Annotated in this window: 15 protein-coding genes; 10 read left to right on the top strand and 5 right to left on the bottom strand. The window is 62.8% G+C overall.

Going from position 1 to position 16473, the window contains the following annotated elements; genetic code table 11:
• Window position 1: 1 nt before the first annotated feature.
• Complete coding sequence (locus NKH95_RS28100) at window positions 2-1219, bottom strand: urate hydroxylase PuuD (protein WP_352442653.1); 1218 nt, start codon at window positions 1217-1219, stop codon at window positions 2-4.
• A gap of 162 nt (window positions 1220-1381) precedes the next feature.
• Here NKH95_RS28100 and NKH95_RS28095 point away from each other — a divergent pair, with 162 nt between their 5' ends.
• The 3 genes from NKH95_RS28095 (at window position 1382) to NKH95_RS28085 (ending at window position 4672) form a co-directional block, all read left to right on the top strand.
• Window positions 1382-2302 carry a LysR family transcriptional regulator gene (locus tag NKH95_RS28095; RefSeq protein ID WP_128302775.1) on the top strand — a complete coding sequence of 307 codons (921 nt, stop codon included), beginning with the start codon at window positions 1382-1384 and terminating at the stop codon, window positions 2300-2302.
• Between the two features lie 103 nt (window positions 2303-2405).
• Window positions 2406-3419 carry an LLM class flavin-dependent oxidoreductase gene (locus tag NKH95_RS28090; protein WP_128302774.1) on the top strand — a complete coding sequence of 338 codons (1014 nt, stop codon included), beginning with the start codon at window positions 2406-2408 and terminating at the stop codon, window positions 3417-3419.
• Entirely contained in the window at window positions 3416-4672 is a 1257-nt protein-coding gene (locus tag NKH95_RS28085) for an LLM class flavin-dependent oxidoreductase (RefSeq protein ID WP_128302773.1), read from the top strand. Before NKH95_RS28090 ends, NKH95_RS28085 begins: the two co-directional genes overlap by 4 nt.
• 19 nt (window positions 4673-4691) lie before the next feature.
• Here the strand turns inward: NKH95_RS28085 and xdhC are convergent, their stop codons facing one another.
• From xdhC to uraH, 4 genes are all read right to left on the bottom strand, one after another.
• Window positions 4692-5630, bottom strand: a complete 939-nt coding sequence (gene xdhC, locus NKH95_RS28080; RefSeq protein WP_023813627.1) for a xanthine dehydrogenase accessory protein XdhC — start codon at window positions 5628-5630, stop codon at window positions 4692-4694.
• Between the two features lie 61 nt (window positions 5631-5691).
• Window positions 5692-8043 carry a xanthine dehydrogenase molybdopterin binding subunit gene (gene xdhB / locus NKH95_RS28075; protein WP_023813628.1) on the bottom strand — a complete coding sequence of 784 codons (2352 nt, stop codon included), beginning with the start codon at window positions 8041-8043 and terminating at the stop codon, window positions 5692-5694.
• A complete protein-coding gene (gene xdhA, locus NKH95_RS28070) occupies window positions 8043-9524 on the bottom strand; it encodes a xanthine dehydrogenase small subunit (RefSeq protein WP_352893916.1) in 1482 nt (493 codons plus the stop codon). The genes xdhB and xdhA overlap by 1 nt, the downstream gene beginning before the upstream one ends.
• A 3-nt stretch (window positions 9525-9527) precedes the next feature.
• A complete protein-coding gene (gene uraH, locus NKH95_RS28065; RefSeq protein ID WP_023813630.1) occupies window positions 9528-9902 on the bottom strand; it encodes a hydroxyisourate hydrolase in 375 nt (124 codons plus the stop codon).
• 203 nt (window positions 9903-10105) lie between these two features.
• Here uraH and puuE point away from each other — a divergent pair, with 203 nt between their 5' ends.
• The 7 genes from puuE (at window position 10106) to NKH95_RS28030 (ending at window position 16393) form a co-directional block, all read left to right on the top strand.
• Entirely contained in the window at window positions 10106-11524 is a 1419-nt protein-coding gene (gene puuE, locus NKH95_RS28060; protein ID WP_023813631.1) for an allantoinase PuuE, read from the top strand.
• 10 nt (window positions 11525-11534) lie between these two features.
• Window positions 11535-12398 carry a bifunctional allantoicase/(S)-ureidoglycine aminohydrolase gene (locus tag NKH95_RS28055; protein WP_128302771.1) on the top strand — a complete coding sequence of 288 codons (864 nt, stop codon included), beginning with the start codon at window positions 11535-11537 and terminating at the stop codon, window positions 12396-12398.
• Window positions 12395-12886 carry an ureidoglycolate lyase gene (locus NKH95_RS28050; protein ID WP_128302770.1) on the top strand — a complete coding sequence of 164 codons (492 nt, stop codon included), beginning with the start codon at window positions 12395-12397 and terminating at the stop codon, window positions 12884-12886. The genes NKH95_RS28055 and NKH95_RS28050 overlap by 4 nt, the downstream gene beginning before the upstream one ends.
• A gap of 66 nt (window positions 12887-12952) precedes the next feature.
• Window positions 12953-13546 carry a nucleoside deaminase gene (locus NKH95_RS28045; RefSeq protein ID WP_128302769.1) on the top strand — a complete coding sequence of 198 codons (594 nt, stop codon included), beginning with the start codon at window positions 12953-12955 and terminating at the stop codon, window positions 13544-13546.
• A 60-nt stretch (window positions 13547-13606) separates the two neighbouring features.
• Entirely contained in the window at window positions 13607-13912 is a 306-nt protein-coding gene (locus NKH95_RS28040) for a type II toxin-antitoxin system MqsR family toxin (RefSeq protein ID WP_352753122.1), read from the top strand.
• The gene (locus NKH95_RS28035) at window positions 13909-14328 is read left to right on the top strand and encodes a type II toxin-antitoxin system MqsA family antitoxin (protein ID WP_050592750.1); all 420 of its coding nucleotides are present in this window, start codon (window positions 13909-13911) and stop codon (window positions 14326-14328) included. Before NKH95_RS28040 ends, NKH95_RS28035 begins: the two co-directional genes overlap by 4 nt.
• 79 nt (window positions 14329-14407) lie before the next feature.
• Entirely contained in the window at window positions 14408-16393 is a 1986-nt protein-coding gene (locus NKH95_RS28030) for a CocE/NonD family hydrolase (RefSeq protein ID WP_352753120.1), read from the top strand.
• Window positions 16394-16473: the final 80 nt, after the last annotated feature.

Raw genomic sequence — 16473 nt, 5'->3', positions numbered from 1 at the left:
GCTATTTCCCTGCGCCTTCGAACCAGGCCACCAGCAGCGCCCGTTCCTTGTCGGTGATCTGTGAGACGTTGGCGGGCGGCATGGCGTGGCTGCGACCGGCCTGCAGATAGATCTCGCGGGCGTGGTTGGCGATATCCGCATCGGTGTCGAGCATCACGCCCTTCGGTGCATGATAGATGCCCTCATAGACCGGCTCCGCCGCATGGCACATCGAGCAGCGGCCGAGCACGGTGTCGCGCACGGCCGGGAAATGCGCTGAAGCGACATAGATTTGCGCCGACGCGGATTCCTTGGGTTCGCCGGTCAGCACTTTCGGCGCAGTCGACAGCCAGATGATGACGATGAACAGGACGAGTGCCGCCATCCAGGTCCAGGTCGGATTGCCTTTGCGGGCATGGATCGAGTTGAAATAGTGCCGGATCAGCACGCCGATGATGAACACCAGCGAGGCGATGACCCAGTTGAACTCAGTGCCGAACGCCAGGGGATAATGGTTCGACAGCATCAGAAACAGCACCGGCAGCGTCAAATAGTTGTTGTGCAGCGAGCGCTGCTTGGCGATCTTGCCGTATTTCGGATCGGGCTTGCGGCCAGCGATGAGGTCGGCGACAACGATCTTCTGGTTGGGGATGATAACCATGAAGACGTTGGCCGACATGATCGTGGCGGTGATGGCGCCCAGATGCAGGAAGGCGGCGCGGCCGGTGAAGAGATGCGTCAGCCCCCAGGCGATGAACACCAGCACACAGTAGAGCACCAGCATCAGGCCGGTGTCGCTTTTGCCGAGCGGCGAGCGGCACAGCAGATCATAGACCACCCAGCCGACGCCGATCGTTGCCAACGACAGCAGGATGCCGACCGGGACGGACATTGGGAGCACGTTGGGATCGATCAGGAACAGATCGGCCCCGGCATAATAGACGACGCACAGCATGGCGAAGCCGGACAGCCAGGTGGCGTAGGATTCCCATTTGAACCAGGTCAGATGCTCGGGCATTTCGGCCGGCGCCACCAGATATTTCTGGATGTGGTAAAAGCCGCCGCCATGCACCTGCCATTCCTCGCCGAAGGCGCCGACGGGCATGCCGGGACGCTGGCGCAGGCCGAGGTCGAGCGCGACGAAGTAGAAGGACGAGCCGATCCAGGCGATGCCGGTGATGACGTGCAGCCAGCGCACGGCAAAACTTAGCCAGTCCCAGAAAATCGCGAAATCCATCATTGAAATCGTCCCTGCCGATTGGGCGACTTTACGGGTTGGAGCGCAAACGGAAAGAGGCGAGGCGCACGATGACTTTCAAAAAAAAATGGAAAATACTAGGGTAGTCACACGCAGCAGGATGGGAGCCGCCCGAAGGCGGCCTCAGGAAAGCCACGAAACCGCATGGCCTATCTGGACAACATTGCCGTCTTCGTTCGCGTGGTCGAACTCGGCAATCTGTCGGCGGCCGGTCGCGACATGCGGATTTCGCCGGCGGTCGCCTCCAACCGCATCAAGGAGTTGGAGAAGCACCTGGGCGTGCGTCTGTTCAACCGCACGACGCGGCAATTGATGCCGACCGAGCATGGCACGGTTTTTTACGGGGGCGCCAAGCAGGTCTTGGAGGCGATCACCGAGGCGGAAGCCGCGGTCTCGGCGCTTTCCGGCCAGCCGCGCGGCACCATCCGCGTTACGGCACCCTTGGGCCTCGGCCGCCGGCTGGTCGCCTCGGGCATTCCCGATTTTCACGACAAATACCCAGACATCGAGGTGAGGCTGAGGCTTTCGGACCACAATGTCGACATCATGAAGGAAGGCATCGATGTCGCCTTCCGGCTCGGCATCATCGAAGATTCCAGCCTCAGGATGCGCGGCATCATGGAATGCGAGCGCGTGCTGGTGGCGGCGCCGAAATATCTCGAGGCCCGCGGCGAACCGTTGGAGCCGCAGGAGCTGATCGGCAAGAAGCACGACTGCCTGATGCTGCGTTATTCCGGCGCGCGCGAATATGTGTGGACGCTGCAGACCCCCACAGGCCCGCAGAAATTCGAAGTGCACGGGCCCTACGACACCGACGATGGCGACGTGCTGACCGGCTGGGCGCTTTCGGGGCGCGGCATCATCAACAAGCCGCGCTTCGAGGTCGAGCCATTCATCCGCGACCGGCGGCTGAAGGTGATCCTGAGCAGCACGCCACCGACACCGGTGCAGTTCGCCGCCGTCTATCCGCACAAGAAGCTGCAGGATCCAAAAGTACGGCTGCTGCTCGACTTCATGGCCGAGCGCTGCCAGCGACTGATCAACGATCTGCTAGCTGGGAAATAATGCTGGCCGGCACGTGACCGGCGCTTGGCCCAGCGCCAGCGGTTGCCATCCCTGGATGTGGCGAACATAGTTCGGGTGGTATTTCGTCTCGCAGGGACCATCGATGGACAACGGCGCCACAATGCATCTTGCCGTTTCGCTGTTTCCGGGAACCATCGATCCATCACCGGGGCGGGAATTCAGCCGCCTGGCCGGTTTAGTGCAAAAGGCCGAAGCGGCGGGCCTGGACATGGTGCTGCTTGCCGATTCAGCGCCGGCTTCCGGCGGCGGTGCCGCGAACAGTCCGATGCCCTTCGAAGCGACCACTTTGCTGGCCGCATTGGCAACTGTCACAAGCAGGATCGGCCTGGTTGCCGCTGCCTCGACAATTGCCCACCAACCCTACAATCTGGCGCGCCGTTTCGCTTCGCTCGACATCATCAGCCATGGCCGCAGTGGCTGGAACGCGACCATGGCGCAGGCGCCACGGGAAACAGCCAATTTCAGCCGGCCCGAAGGATTTTCGCCTGACGATTTCCGCCGTCGCAGTGAGGAATATATCGGCATCGTGCAAGGTCTGTGGCAGGGCTGGGATGCGGACGCGCTGCTGTTCGACCAGAGCGGCGGCCGCTTCCACGACCCCGAAAAAATGCACCTGCTCGAGCACAAGGGCGCGTCCTTTTCCGTGCGCGGACCGCTGAACGTCGCCCGGTCGCCGCAGGATACGCCAGTGCTCGTCTTGTCGGGCCTGCAGGAATCCGACTTCGATATTGCCGCTCGCACCGCCGATATCATCCTGCTGGACGGCGGACCGGTGGAGGGCACGACAGAACGCTATGACGATATCCGGCGCCGTGTCACGGCGTGCGGACGCGATCCGGACGCTGTGAAAGTGCTGACGAACGTCGCGCCTACCGCCGATAGTAAGCCGGCTGCCCTCGCCGAGAGGCTGGAAAAGGAATTCCGGGCGAGAGGCTGCGACGGGTTCAACATCCTGATGCCGGCACAGCTTTCAGCGCTCGACGATTTCGTCGATCTGGTTTTGCCGGAACTGAGGCAGCGCGGCCTGTTTCGAGAGAACTATCGCGGCACGACGTTGCGCTCGCATCTCGGGCTTGCCGGCGGAGGTGACCGATGACCGCTCGCCAGATGAAACTCGGCGCCTTCCTGTGGGCGACAGGCCACCACATCGCCGCCTGGCGCCATGCCAAGGCGCACGTCACCGCCGGCACTGACATCGACCACTACATCGCGCTGGCGCGCACGGCAGAGGCGGCGAAATTCGACATGATCTTCTGCGAAGATGCCGCGGGCCTGCGGGAAGCCAATGTCGGCATTGCCAGCCAGACCTCGCGCTCGATCGGCTTCGAGCCGATCAGCCTGCTTTCGGCGCTTGCCGTCCAGACCAGCCGCATCGGCCTCGTCTCAACAGCCTCGACGAGCTACAACGAGCCCTATGGGCTGGCACGAACCTTCCTGTCGCTCGACCATCTGAGCGGCGGCCGCGCCGGCTGGAACCTGGTCACCTCGGCCAGCCCCATCGAGGCCGCCAATTTCGGCTCGACCGGCCTCAAGCCCCATGCCGATCGCTATGAGCGCGCGCGTGAATTCGCCGAAGTCGTCACCGGGCTCTGGAACGGCAAGCTCGGCGCCTCCGGTCACGACGGCCAGAGCTTTTCGGTTCGCGACCCGCTCGATCTGCCAAGCTCGCCGCAGGGCGCCCCGGTCATGGTTCAGGCCGGCGCCTCGGATGTCGGCCGCGACCTTGCCGCCCGCACCGCCAATGTGGTGTTCACCGCGGCGCAGACCTTCGAGGAAGCGAAGGCCTTTTACGACGATCTCAAGGGACGTCTGGCGGCCTATGGGCGCGAGCCTGACGACATCAAGATCATGCCCGGCGTCGCGCCGGTGGTGGCGGAGACCGAAGCGGAGGCCCTTGAAAAATATGAGGAATTGCAGGCGCTGATCCCCGACGATGTCGGCGTTGCGCTGCTGTCCAGCTATCTCAGCATCTCCGATCTGTGGTGCTACCCGATCGACGGGCCGCTGCCGGATCTGCCGGAGAGCGAGGGGATGAAAAGCCGGCAGGCGCTGGTCATCGAGCAATCGCGCCGCGACGGCCTCTCCATCCGCCAGCTTGCCCGGCATTTCGCCGGCGCGCGTGGCCATTGGCGCATCGTCGGCACTGCGGCCCAAGTCGCCGACGAACTGCAGGCTCGGTTCGAGGGTGGCGCGGCCGACGGTTTTAACGTCATGCCGTCATATTTCCCCGGCGAACTTGATGCCTTTGCGACGCTGGTCGTGCCGGAACTGCAGCGGCGCGGCCTGTTCCGCAGGGACTATGAAGGCCGCACCTTGCGCGAGCATCTGGGCTTGAAGCGGCCGGCATGAGATGCGTTGAGGCGCAAGCTTAGCCGACCATCACCTTGTCGTGCGGGACCTGATGGTCGGCATTTGATGCTGTGGCGTGCATGACCAGCGCCGTCATGATTTCGGCGGCCGCGAGCGCTGCAATGACTTGCGGGCGCTTGTCCTTGACGGCAGCGCCGCCGATCGGCGAGACGAGGCGGGCAAATTCCGCCTCGCTGCCGTCCGCCGATTTCAGGAACCAGTTCTTGAACGTCGCTTTCTTGGTCTTGGACCCGATCATGCCGACATAGGCGGCATCGCCGCGTTTCAGCGCCTCGGCGACGATCAGGAAATCCAGCGCATGATCGTGGGTCAGGATGGCGAAGGCGGCGCCAGCGGGAGCGTTTCGCACCATCGCTTCCGGCATAGCTGTCAGCCTGGTCTCGACGGATTCCGGCATGCCTTCCAGTGCTTCGGCCCGCGTCTCGATGACGATGCCGTGCACGGGAAGAAGTGCGATCGTCGACGCCAGCGCCTGGCCGACATGGCCGCCGCCGAAGATGTAGACACGCGGCAGGTGCGCCTCCTCGGCTTCCGCAGCCGCAACCAGATCGGCGGCAAGGGCTGCATCGACGAGCCGGATCAGCACTTCGACGCGCCCGCCGCAGCATTGGCCGATTTCCGGGCCTAGCGGCACATCGAGGGTCGCGCGGCTTTCCCTGCCCCTTGAGGGGAGGGTGGCGGCGAAGCCGCCGGGTAAGATCGGATCGGCGCGGGTTCTCTCCCCCCTTGAGGGGGAGAAAAGCATCTGCCGGGCTTTGTCGATCGCCATGTATTCGAGTTGACCGCCGCCGATGGTGCCAAAGATCGCCGCCTGCGAGACGAGCATGAAGGCGCCCTTCTCGCGTGGCGTCGAGCCTTTTGTTCCGGTCACTTCGACCAGGGCAACCTGGCCGGCGCTGGTGAGAAAGGCTTTCAGGCTTTGCACTTTCGAGTTCATGGTTCACATTCCCGAATGGGAAATATAGGTTTTTCGGCCCAGATTGCACATTCTGCCAGATTCAGGCGCCGGCCTTCGTCTCTTTCTTCAGCCTCTCGATCGCCATCAGCACCCGCTCCGGCGTTGCAGGAGCATCGAGGCGCGGACAGATCTTGTGGTCGGCGACGCTGGCCACTGCATCCGACAGGGCGTGCAGCACCGACATGCCGAGCGGGAACGGCGGCTCGCCGACTGCCTTGGAGCGGTGGATGGTCGGCTCGCTCGCTTCCGGCCAGTCGGCCAAGGTGATGTTGAATATCTTCGGCCGGTCGGAGGCGAGCGGGATCTTGTAGGTCGATGGCGCGTGCGTGCGCAGCCGGCCCTTGGCGTCCCACCACAGTTCTTCCGTCGTCAGCCAGCCCATGCCTTGGATGAAGCCGCCCTCGATCTGGCCGATGTCGATGGCGCTATTCAGAGATCGGCCGCAGTCATGCAGAATATCGGTGCGCTCGACCATGTATTCGCCGGTCAGCGTGTCGACCGAGACCTCCGAGCACGACGCGCCATAGGCGAAATAATAGAAGGGGCGGCCCTCGCCCTTGTCGCGGTTCCAGTGGATTTTCGGCGTCTTGTAGAAACCCGCCGCCGACAGCTGGATGCGAGCCATATAGGCCTGCTTGATGAGGTCGGCGAAGGCGATTTCCTGGTTGCCGATGCGCACCCGGTTGGGCAGGAACAGCACCTGATCGCGCGGCACCTGATATTTTTCAGCGGCGAAATCGATCAGCCGGTCCTTGATCTGGCGAGCGCCATTTTGCGCCGCCATGCCGTTGAGATCGGAGCCGGACGACGCTGCCGTGGCCGAAGTGTTCGGCACCTTGCCGGTCGTGGTCGCGGTGATCTTGACCTGGTCGAGGTCGATCTGGAACTCTTCCGCCACCACTTGCGCAACCTTGACGTAGAGGCCCTGCCCCATCTCGGTGCCGCCATGGTTCAGATGCACCGAACCGTCGGTATAGACATGCACCAGCGCGCCGGCCTGGTTATAATGCGTGGCGGTGAACGAGATGCCGAACTTGACCGGCGTCAGCGCCAGGCCGCGCTTGATGAAACGGCTGTTGGCGTTGAAGGCCGATATCTCACGCCGGCGCCGCGCATAGCTGGCGCTTTGCTCGAGCTCGGCGACGATGCGCTGGATGATGTTATCCTCGACCGTCTGGTGGTAGGGCGTGATGTTGCGGTCTGACGTACCATAAAAATTCTTCTTGCGGATTTCGAGTGGATCCTTGCCGACGGCGAAGGCCACCTCGTCGATGACGCGCTCGGCGCCGACCATGCCTTGCGGGCCGCCGAAACCACGAAAGGCGGTGTTCGACACGGTGTTGGTGTAGAGCGGCGCCGATTGCGCATGCACCGCCGGCCAGAAATAGGTGTTGTCGCAGTGGAACAGTGCGCGATCGGTCACCGGGCCGGAAAGGTCCGACGAAAAACCGCAGCGCGCCGCGAACATGAAATCGACGCCGAGGATGTTGCCCTCGTCATCGAAGCCGACTTCGTAGTCGACGAGGAAATCGTGACGCTTGCCGGTGGCGATCATGTCGTCGTCGCGGTCGGGCCGGATCTTCACGGCGCGATGGTGTTTCTTCGCGGCGATCGCCGCCAATGCGGCAAACTGGTTGCCTTGCGTCTCCTTGCCGCCGAAGCCGCCGCCCATCCGGCGGATCTCCACCGTGATGGCATTGCTCGGCACGCCGAGTGCATGGCTCACCATGTGCTGGACTTCGCTCGGATGCTGGGTCGAGGAATAGATGGTGACGTCCTGATCCTCGCCCGGAATGGCCATGGCGATATGGCCTTCGAGATAGAAGTGTTCCTGGCCGCCGATGCGCATTTTTCCCTTTAGCCGGCGCGGCGCCTGACGGATCGCTGTAGCGGCATCGCCGCGCTTCAGCGTCAGTGGCGGCGTGACGACCTTGTCCTTCTTCGGATCGAGCGCGCCAATGTCGGTGACGAAGGGCAATTCCTTGTATTCGACCTTGGCCAATCTGGTGGCGCGACGCGCCTGCTCGCGCGTCTGCGCAATGACGCAAAAGATTGGCTGGCCATAGAATTGCACCTTGCCGTCGGCCAGCACCGGCTCGTCGTGGCGGCCTGTCGGCGAAATGTCGTTCTCGCCCGGCACATCCTTGGCCGTCAGCACGTCGACAACACCGGGCGCTGTACGCACCGCCGAGAGATCCATGCTGGTAATCGTGGCATGCGTGGCGGCAGAAAGCCCGAGGCAGCCATGCAGCGTGCCGGCCGGTTCCGGCATGTCGTCGATATAGACGGCCGTGCCGCTGACATGCTTGTGGGCGGAGTCATGGCGTTGATCGGTGGCAACGCCGCCGGCGATCTTTTCAGCCTTCAGATTGGGGGGAGCGTGCTTGTTCATCATGCCGCCTCGTGCCTCGAAACCTGGATCGGCTCCCTGGTACCGCTGGTCTCGGCGAAGAAGCGCAGCAAGAGATTGCGCGCCGCGAGCGCACGATACTCGGCCGAGGCCCGCATGTCGGTGAGCGGGGTGAAATCCTTGGCATATTCGACCATCGCCGCGTCAACCGTGGTCTCCGTCCATGGCTTGCCGAGCAGCGCTTTTTCGACAGAAGACGCCCGCTTCGGCGTCGCCGCCATGCCGCCATAGGCAATGCGCACCTCCGCGACCGTGCCATCGCTGGCCAGCGTCAGGAAGAAGGCGCCGAGGGCCGCGGTGATGTCCTCATCGCGGCGCTTGGTGATTTTGTGGACGGCGAATTTCGTGCCCTTGACCGGAACCGGAACGTGCACGGCCTCGACGAATTCGCCCGGCTGCCGGTCCTGTTTGCCATAGGCAATGAAGAAGGTTTCCAGTGGAATCGAGCGCCGCTTCTTGCCCTTGCGCAGGGTGAGACTTGCGCCAAGAGCGATCAAGGGCGGCGGCGTGTCGCCGATCGGCGAGCCGTTGGCGATATTGCCGCCGATGGTCCCCATGTTGCGCACCTGTTCGCCGCCGATGCGATCGAACAACGGCCCCAGCGCCGGGATACGCTTCGCCAATATCGCGAAGGCATCAGTGTAGGTGACGCCCGCGCCGATCGAAATGATGCCGTTGTCTTCCGAGATGGTGCAAAGTCCGTCGAGATTGCCGATGAAAATGGCCGGCGAAATATCGCGCATGTGCTTGGTCACCCAGAGGCCGACATCGGTCGAGCCGGCAACGATGGTGGCGCCGGGTTCCTTGTCCAGCACGGCGGCGAAATCATCGACATCGGCCGGCACGACCAGCCGCGTCTTGGCCGAACCGATCTCAATCCGGGCGCCGTCATGCATGGCCTCGAGCCTCGCGGTGATCGCCTTGCGCTCCGTGGCCAGCGGATCCTTTACCGCCTTGCCGTAGCTGGAGATGGCATGCGCAGCGCGCATGATCGCCTCGTAGCCGGTGCAGCGGCAGAGATTGCCTTGCAAGGCCTTTTCGATATCCGCGTTCGACGGATTCGACGACTTCATCCACATGCCATAGAGCGACATGACGAAGCCCGGTGTGCAGAAGCCGCATTGCGAGCCGTGGAAATCGACCATCGCCTGCTGCACCGGATGCAGTTGGCCTGATACGCCGCGCAGATGCTCGACGGTCACGACATGGGTGGCGTCCAACGAGCCGAGGAAACGGATGCAGGCATTGACGCTTTCATAGACCAGCCCGCCGGCCGAGAGCTTGCCGACCAACACGGTGCAGGCGCCGCAATCGCCCTCGGCGCAGCCTTCCTTGGTGCCGCGCAGCGACCGGTCGAGCCGCAGCCAGTCGAGCAGGGTCGCGTCGGGTGCCACCGACGAAAGCGCGACGTCCCTGCCGTTGAGGATGAAGCGGATTTCATTGCGGATGCTAATTTTGGCCATGCCTCAGCTCCCCCTGTAGGTCGAATAGCCATAGGGCGAGACGAGCAGCGGCACATGGTAGTGCAGCGGTTCGGCCATGCCGAAGCGGATCGGTATCACATCGAGAAAGGCGGGGTTCGGCAGGCTCGACCCCTGCTGGCGCAAATAGTCGCCTGCGGCGAAGACCAGTTCGTATTCTCCGGGGCGGAACTCCGCGCCGGCGAGCAGCGGCTTGTCACAACGGCCGTCGGCATTGGTGACAACGGTCTTCAAATGTGTCCGCGCCTTGCCCTCGAGGTGATAAAGCGCGATCGACAATCCCGCCGCCGGCTTGCCTGTCGCCGTGTCGAGGACATGGGTCGTCAGACGCCCGCCATCGGCATTCGACGTTTCTGCCATTGGCCGCCTCCCATTTCCGGTACGAGCGAATTGGCCCGGTACGATCAAGTATCAACAGTGAATTGTGCGCCAATTAAAGGCGATGCATAAGTCCCGGTCGAGCGGAGTGCGACAAAAACACTTTCAAAAATTTTCGGGGGAATGCGAGAAGCACCCTTTCGATATTCTGATCATACTTCGGGCCATGCCCGGCGGGAGGGACGATGCGTTACAGCAGAGACATGCGCGGCTACGGAGTCAATCCGCCGGACCCGAAATGGCCTGGCGGCGCGCATGTCGCCGTGCAGTTCGTCGTCAACTACGAGGAAGGCGGCGAGAACTGCGTGCTGCATGGCGACAAGGCGTCCGAAGCCTTCCTGTCGGAAATCGTCGGCGCGGCACCCTGGGTGGGCCAGCGCCACTGGAACATGGAATCCATCTACGAATACGGTGCCCGCGCCGGTTTCTGGCGGTTGCTGCGGCTGTTCAGCGAGGCCGAGGTGCCGATCACCTGCTATGGCGTCGCCACCGCGCTCGCCCGTTCGCCGGATCAAGTCACGGCCATGCAGGAAGCCGGCTGGGAGATCGCCTCGCACGGGTTGAGATGGATCGACTACCGCGACCACAGCGCCGAGGATGAGCGCCGCGACCTCGAGGCGGCGATCAAGCTGCACTACGAAGTGACCGGCGCGCGCCCGACCGGCTGGTATACGGGTCGCACATCGATCAACACAGTGCGGATTGTGGCGGAAGAAGGCGGTTTCGACTATGTGTCGGACACCTATGACGACGAGCTGCCCTACTGGTTCGAGCATGATGGCGGCGCGCAGCTCATCATTCCCTATACGCTCGACGCCAACGACATGCGGTTCGCAACGCCGCAGGGCTTCAACTCCGGCGACCAGTTCTTTGCCTATTTGAAGGACAGCTTCGACACGCTCTATGCCGAGGGCAAGGCAGGCCGGCCACGCATGATGAACATCGGCCTGCACTGCCGCCTCGTCGGGCGGCCGGGCCGGGTGGCGGCGCTGAAGCGCTTCGTCGACTATGTGAAGTCGCACGACAGGGTCTGGCTGGCGCGGCGCATCGACATCGCCCGCCACTGGCAAGAGGTCAATCCTTATCAACCGGCGGCACTCCGCCCCTCGAAGATGGAATTCGAGACCTTCGTCCACACTTTCGGCGGCGTGTTCGAGCATTCGCCCTGGATCGCCGAACGCGCCTACGAACTGGAACTGGGCCCGGCGCATGACACTTCAGGCGGCCTGCACAATGCGCTTTGCCGTGTCTTCCGGTCCGCCAGCGAAACCGAGCGGCTTTCCGTGCTCAACGCTCATCCCGACCTTGCCGGCAAACTTGCCAAGGCCAAACGGCTGACGGCGGAATCGACCAGGGAACAGGCTTCGGCCGGCCTCGACGCGCTGACCGACAAGGAGCGCGAACTGTTTTCCAAGCTCAACGCCGCCTACGTCACCACTTTCGGTTTCCCCTTCATCATCGCGGTGAAGGGCAAGACGAGGCAAGAGATTCTGGCGGAATTCGAGGCGCGCATCGGCAACAGCCGCGGCGTCGAATTCGAAACCGCCTGCAAACAGGTCGAGCGCATCGCGCTGCTCCGCCTCAAAGACATGCTTCCGCAATAGGTTTGAACCCATGGATACGATCAGGATGCCCGAGCGAACCTATTACGCACCACATGGCGGCCACCCCGGCCAGAGCGAGCTTCTGACCGGCCGCGCCGTCTTCACCGAGGCCTATGCCGTCATTCCCCGGGGTGTGATGCAGGACATCGTGACCAGTGCGTTGCCGTTCTGGGACAAGACCCGCGCCTGGATCTTGTCGCGACCGCTATCCGGTTTTGCCGAGACGTTCTCGCAATACATTGTCGAGGTCGCGCCGAGCGGCGGCAGCGAGCGGCCGGAACCCGATGCCGGCGCCGAGGGCGCCCTGTTCGTGGTCGAGGGCGAGTTGACGGTTCTGCTTGCCGGCAAGAAGCATGTCTTGCGGCCCGGCGGCTTTGCCTTCCTGCCGCCGGCCAGCGGCTGGACGGTTCGCAACGAAAGCAAGGCCGACGTGCGCTTCCACTGGATTCGCAAGGCTTACGAGGTGGTTGACGGTCTCGATGTGCCGGAAGCCTTCTTCACCAACGAGCAGGAGATCGCGCCAACCCCTATGCCCGGCACCGAAGGCCGCTGGGCGACGACGCGGTTCGTCGATCCGGCCGATTTGCGCCACGACATGCACATGACCATTGTCACGCTGGAACCCGGCGCGGTCATTCCCTTCGCCGAGACCCATGTCATGGAGCATGGGCTCTATGTGCTGGAGGGCAAAGCGGTCTATCGCCTCAACCAGGACTGGGTCGAGGTCGAGGCCGGCGACTATATGTGGCTGCGCGCCTTCTGTCCGCAGGCCTGCTACGCGGGCGGCCCGGGAAAATTCCGCTATCTGCTCTACAAGGACGTGAACCGGCACGCCAAGCTCGGCGGCGCCGGTGTCCCCGGGCGGACGCCGTGACGCGGATCATTGCGCGGCCACTGACCCGCGAGAGCTTTGCTCCGTTCGGCGACGTCATCGATATGGGCGGCGACAACCACTACCCGATCAATGGCGGCCGCGCGGAACGCTATCACGATCTGGCGACCGCCGAGGCGATCGGACCGAATGCCCGCGTGCTGATCTCGATGGTGCGCGGCACGCCTTACGAACTGCCGCTGAAGCTGAGCATGGTCGAGCGCCACCCCTTCGGCAGCCAGGCCTTCATCCCGCTGTCGCCGCGCCCATTCCTGGTCGTCGTCTGCCATGATGGCGATGAGGGGCCGGGCGAGCCGCATGCCTTCACCACCGCACCCGGACAAGGTATCAACTATTCCCGCAATCTCTGGCATGGCGTGCTGACGCCGCTCGGCGAGCCTCAGGACTTCCTGATCGTCGACCGGGGCGGCGACGGCTCCAATCTCGAAGAATTCCATTTCTCGCATGCTTACGAGATCCATCTCCCTTAATTTTTGTGCATGTCGTTACCCCAAAACCGGGGCACTTTTGGGCGACATGCAGCAGGAGAGCCTGAAATGACCGACATTTCTTTGATCGACCGCCTGCTCGACGTGATCGAACACGACATCGTGCCGAAGACGGCCGACGGTGTTGTCCATGGCAACAAGCTGTTCGGCGCGGCGATCCTGCGCAAGGACGACCGTTCGCTGGTGCTGGCCGAGACCAACAACGAGAGGGAAAACCCGCTCTGGCATGGCGAGGTGCACTGCCTGAAACGTTTCTACGAAATGCCGAAGGCGGAGCGCGTCGATACAAGAGACGCCATTTTCCTCGCCACGCATGAGCCCTGCTCGCTCTGCCTGTCGGCGATCACCTGGACTGGCTTCGACAATTTCTACTATCTGTTCAGCCACGAGGATTCGCGCGACAGTTTTGCCATCCCGCACGATCTGAAGATCCTGAAAGAGGTCTTCACCCTCGACCCCGGCGGCTACAATGCCGAGAATGCCTACTGGAAGAGCTTTTCTATCCGCAGGCTGGTGCGAGCGTTGCCCGAGGTAGAGCGGCAACGGCTGGAAATACGCATCGGCGCGATTTCGGCGCGCTACGATGATCTGTCCGGCGTCTATCAGGCGAACAAGGACGATAACGACATCCCGCTGAATTAGGGCTCTCGGCCTACCGGGGGGCACCCTTGAATTGCCACCTTTATGGTGGCATATTGCGTCATGGAGAAACGAAGGCCCACCTACGATCTTGATGCCATCAAGACGACGTTCGGGTCTGTCGATACGCTGGCGATCACGACGTCCGCTCTGCTGGATGCCACAGGCCTTGGCTTCGACCGTGCCGGCGTCGTCGAGGTAATCGGCGGCATGACGAGGAAAATGTTCGTGAAATCCATGACGACCTTTGCGGATCACCGGGTCTGGCAGGATGCCTATCACGTGCCCGTGCGCGACCTGATCCTCTACGTGAAATTCCAAGCGGATGTCGTGACCGAGTTCACGGTCATGTCGTTCAAGGAGAAATGACCATGGCGACAAGAGAAGAAAATCGGACCATGATTTCCCCCGAAACCGGGGAAACGCTCACGCGTGACGTGCGTCCATTCACAGTGGCGTACAAGGGCGAGAGCATAATTGTCGACCTTCCGGGTTACTATCCAGCATCCGGTGACGAGGGTGTGCATATCGGAGGCGACATGGCTGCCGTCGATGCCGCACTACGCGCCCTCAAGGAGAGGATCGATGGCGTGCCGGCCCCGGCAACCATCCGCCGCATGCGCACAAAGCTCAATCTGTCGCAGCGCGAGGCAGGATCCCTGTTCAAGGTCGGCGAGAATGCTTTCGACAAGTATGAAAGGGGCCTGATCGAGCCGAGTGGCCCGACCATTCAATTGATGACGCTGCTGGAAAAACATCCCGAACTGCTGGATGAATTGCGGTAGCGGCACAGGTCGCATTTTTCGCTGCTCCAGTCGCGAATGGTGATTGAAAGTCGTCGCGCCGCGGGGCGTTATGCGGGCCATGAAAACAGTCACCGAATTTCCCCGCAAGGTCGTCGAGTTCCCGGATATGGGCATCGTCATGCCGGATGGCTGCCGGCTGTCGGCGCGGGTCTGGATGCCGGAGGATGCCGGCGACGATCCAGTGCCGGCGATCCTGGAGCATCTGCCCTACCGCAAGCGCGACGGCACCATCTTTCGCGATCAGCTGACGCATCCCTATTTCGCCGGCCACGGCTACGCCTCGATCCGGGTCGATATGCGCGGCAATGGCGATTCCGAAGGGCTGATGGACGACGAATATTCCGAGCAGGAATTGCAGGACGCCTGCGACATCATCGCCTGGGCGGCAAGCCAGCCCTGGTGCAACGGCAATGTCGGCATGATGGGCATTTCCTGGGGCGGCTTCAACTGCCTGCAGGTGGCGGCCAAGCAGCCGCCGGCGCTCAAAGCGGTGATCAGCTTGTGCTCGACCGTCGACCGCTACGCCGACGACATTCACTACAAGGGCGGCTGCCTGCTGATCGAGAACTTCGGCTGGGCCTCGACCATGCTGTCCTACTCATCGCGGCCGCCGGACCCGCTGCTGGCCGGCGACAACAGATGGCGCGATCTGTGGCTGACCCGGCTGGAGAACCAATCCTTCCTGGCGCCGCTGTGGCTGAAGCACCAGCACCGTGATGCCTACTGGAAGCGCGGCTCGATCTGTGAGGATTTTTCCGCCGTCAAAGCCGCGGTTCTGTCGATCGGCGGCTGGCATGACGGCTACCGCAACACCGTCTCGCATCTGGCCAGCAACATCGAAGCCCCGGTCAAGGGCATTATCGGGCCATGGATCCATAAATACCCGCATTACGCAGGACCAAAACCCGCCATCGGCTTCCTGCAAGAGGCCTTGCGCTGGTGGGACCGCTGGCTCAAGAGTGTCGAAACCGGTGTCGAGTCCGACCCGGCCTACCGCGCCTATGTCATGGACAGCGTGCGTCCGGCGCGCTGGCACCCCGAGCGTCCCGGCCGCTGGATTGCCGAGCAGCAATGGCCCTCGCCAACCATCAAGACGCAGGCGGTCGATCTGATCCCCGCAACGGAAAAACCCGCCATCGTTGCCTCGCCGCAAAGCTGCGGCTTGGCTGGCGGCGAGTATTTTCCCTTCACCTTCGGCCCCGAACTGCCAGGCGATCAGCGCCCCGACGATGCGCTGTCGGTGTGTTTCGACCAGACGGAACTCAGTCAGGCCATCGACATCGTCGGCACCGCGGAAGTCGAATTGCGGCTGTCCTCCGACCGTCCGCAGGCCAACATCGCGATCCGACTCTGTGACGTGCATCCCGATGGCGCGTCGGAGCTGATTTCCTACGGCGTGCTCAACCTGACGCATCGCAACTCGCACGAGTTCCCGGAAGCCCTGGTGCCGGGCGAAACCATCTCAGTACGCGTCGTGCTCGATCAATGCGGCTATCGCGTTCCGCCCGGCCACCACCTGCGTGTTGCCGTTTCGAACGCCTATTGGCCTGCCATCTGGCCGTCGCCGGAGCCGGTCCGGCTGACCTTATCGGCGGCGACGCTCCGCTTGCCGCTGCGGCCGTTGGCGACAGACGATGAAGCGGCGTTCGCCGAGCCGGAAGGTGCCACTCCCTGGGCAACGGAGACGATCCGCGCCAGCAATTCCGAGCGCCATATCGATCGTGACGAAAAGACGGGAATCGTGACGCTTTCCATCGTTGATGATTTCGGCGAGGTGCGCGATCTCGCTCATGGCCTCGCCAATGGCAGCATCGCCCGCGAGACCTGGACGATCCATCCCGACGACCCGCTGTCGGCCTCGGGGAAGACGCACTGGACGCAGACCCTGTCGCGAAACGGATGGTCGGTACGCACCGAAACGACAGCCGAAATGCGATCGGACGCGCAAAACTTCATCGTCAGCGCCAGAATCGAGGCCTATGAGGACGAAACGCTCGTCTTCGAGCGTAATTTCAAGGAGAAGGTGCCGCGCGCGCTTCTTTGAGCACCGAGTTCATTGGTCCAATTGCGACGTACGATTTACGCCACGGCATGTCGCATTCGGTCTTGCTTACCGCTTTCCCT

It is taken from the genome of Mesorhizobium sp. M0848 (genome assembly GCF_040319805.1).
In the GTDB taxonomy this organism is placed as follows: domain Bacteria; phylum Pseudomonadota; class Alphaproteobacteria; order Rhizobiales; family Rhizobiaceae; genus Mesorhizobium.
This window is presented reverse-complemented; position numbering and strand designations above follow the sequence as displayed.

Excerpts from the sequence above, each read along its gene's own strand:
- NKH95_RS28040 (WP_352753122.1), top strand. The coding sequence starts at position 13,607 with ATGGAGAAACGAAGGCCCACCTACGATCTTGATGCCATCAAGACGACG.
- xdhB (WP_023813628.1), bottom strand. The coding sequence starts at position 8,043 with ATGAACAAGCACGCTCCCCCCAATCTGAAGGCTGAAAAGATCGCCGGC.
- xdhA (WP_352893916.1), bottom strand. The coding sequence starts at position 9,524 with ATGGCCAAAATTAGCATCCGCAATGAAATCCGCTTCATCCTCAACGGC.
- NKH95_RS28090 (WP_128302774.1), top strand. The coding sequence starts at position 2,406 with ATGGACAACGGCGCCACAATGCATCTTGCCGTTTCGCTGTTTCCGGGA.
- NKH95_RS28085 (WP_128302773.1), top strand. The coding sequence starts at position 3,416 with ATGACCGCTCGCCAGATGAAACTCGGCGCCTTCCTGTGGGCGACAGGC.
- xdhC (WP_023813627.1), bottom strand. The coding sequence starts at position 5,630 with ATGAACTCGAAAGTGCAAAGCCTGAAAGCCTTTCTCACCAGCGCCGGC.
- NKH95_RS28030 (WP_352753120.1), top strand. The coding sequence starts at position 14,408 with ATGAAAACAGTCACCGAATTTCCCCGCAAGGTCGTCGAGTTCCCGGAT.
- uraH (WP_023813630.1), bottom strand. The coding sequence starts at position 9,902 with ATGGCAGAAACGTCGAATGCCGATGGCGGGCGTCTGACGACCCATGTC.
- NKH95_RS28055 (WP_128302771.1), top strand. The coding sequence starts at position 11,535 with ATGGATACGATCAGGATGCCCGAGCGAACCTATTACGCACCACATGGC.
- NKH95_RS28045 (WP_128302769.1), top strand. The coding sequence starts at position 12,953 with ATGACCGACATTTCTTTGATCGACCGCCTGCTCGACGTGATCGAACAC.
- puuE (WP_023813631.1), top strand. The coding sequence starts at position 10,106 with ATGCGTTACAGCAGAGACATGCGCGGCTACGGAGTCAATCCGCCGGAC.
- NKH95_RS28035 (WP_050592750.1), top strand. The coding sequence starts at position 13,909 with ATGACCATGGCGACAAGAGAAGAAAATCGGACCATGATTTCCCCCGAA.
- NKH95_RS28100 (WP_352442653.1), bottom strand. The coding sequence starts at position 1,219 with ATGATGGATTTCGCGATTTTCTGGGACTGGCTAAGTTTTGCCGTGCGC.
- NKH95_RS28095 (WP_128302775.1), top strand. The coding sequence starts at position 1,382 with ATGGCCTATCTGGACAACATTGCCGTCTTCGTTCGCGTGGTCGAACTC.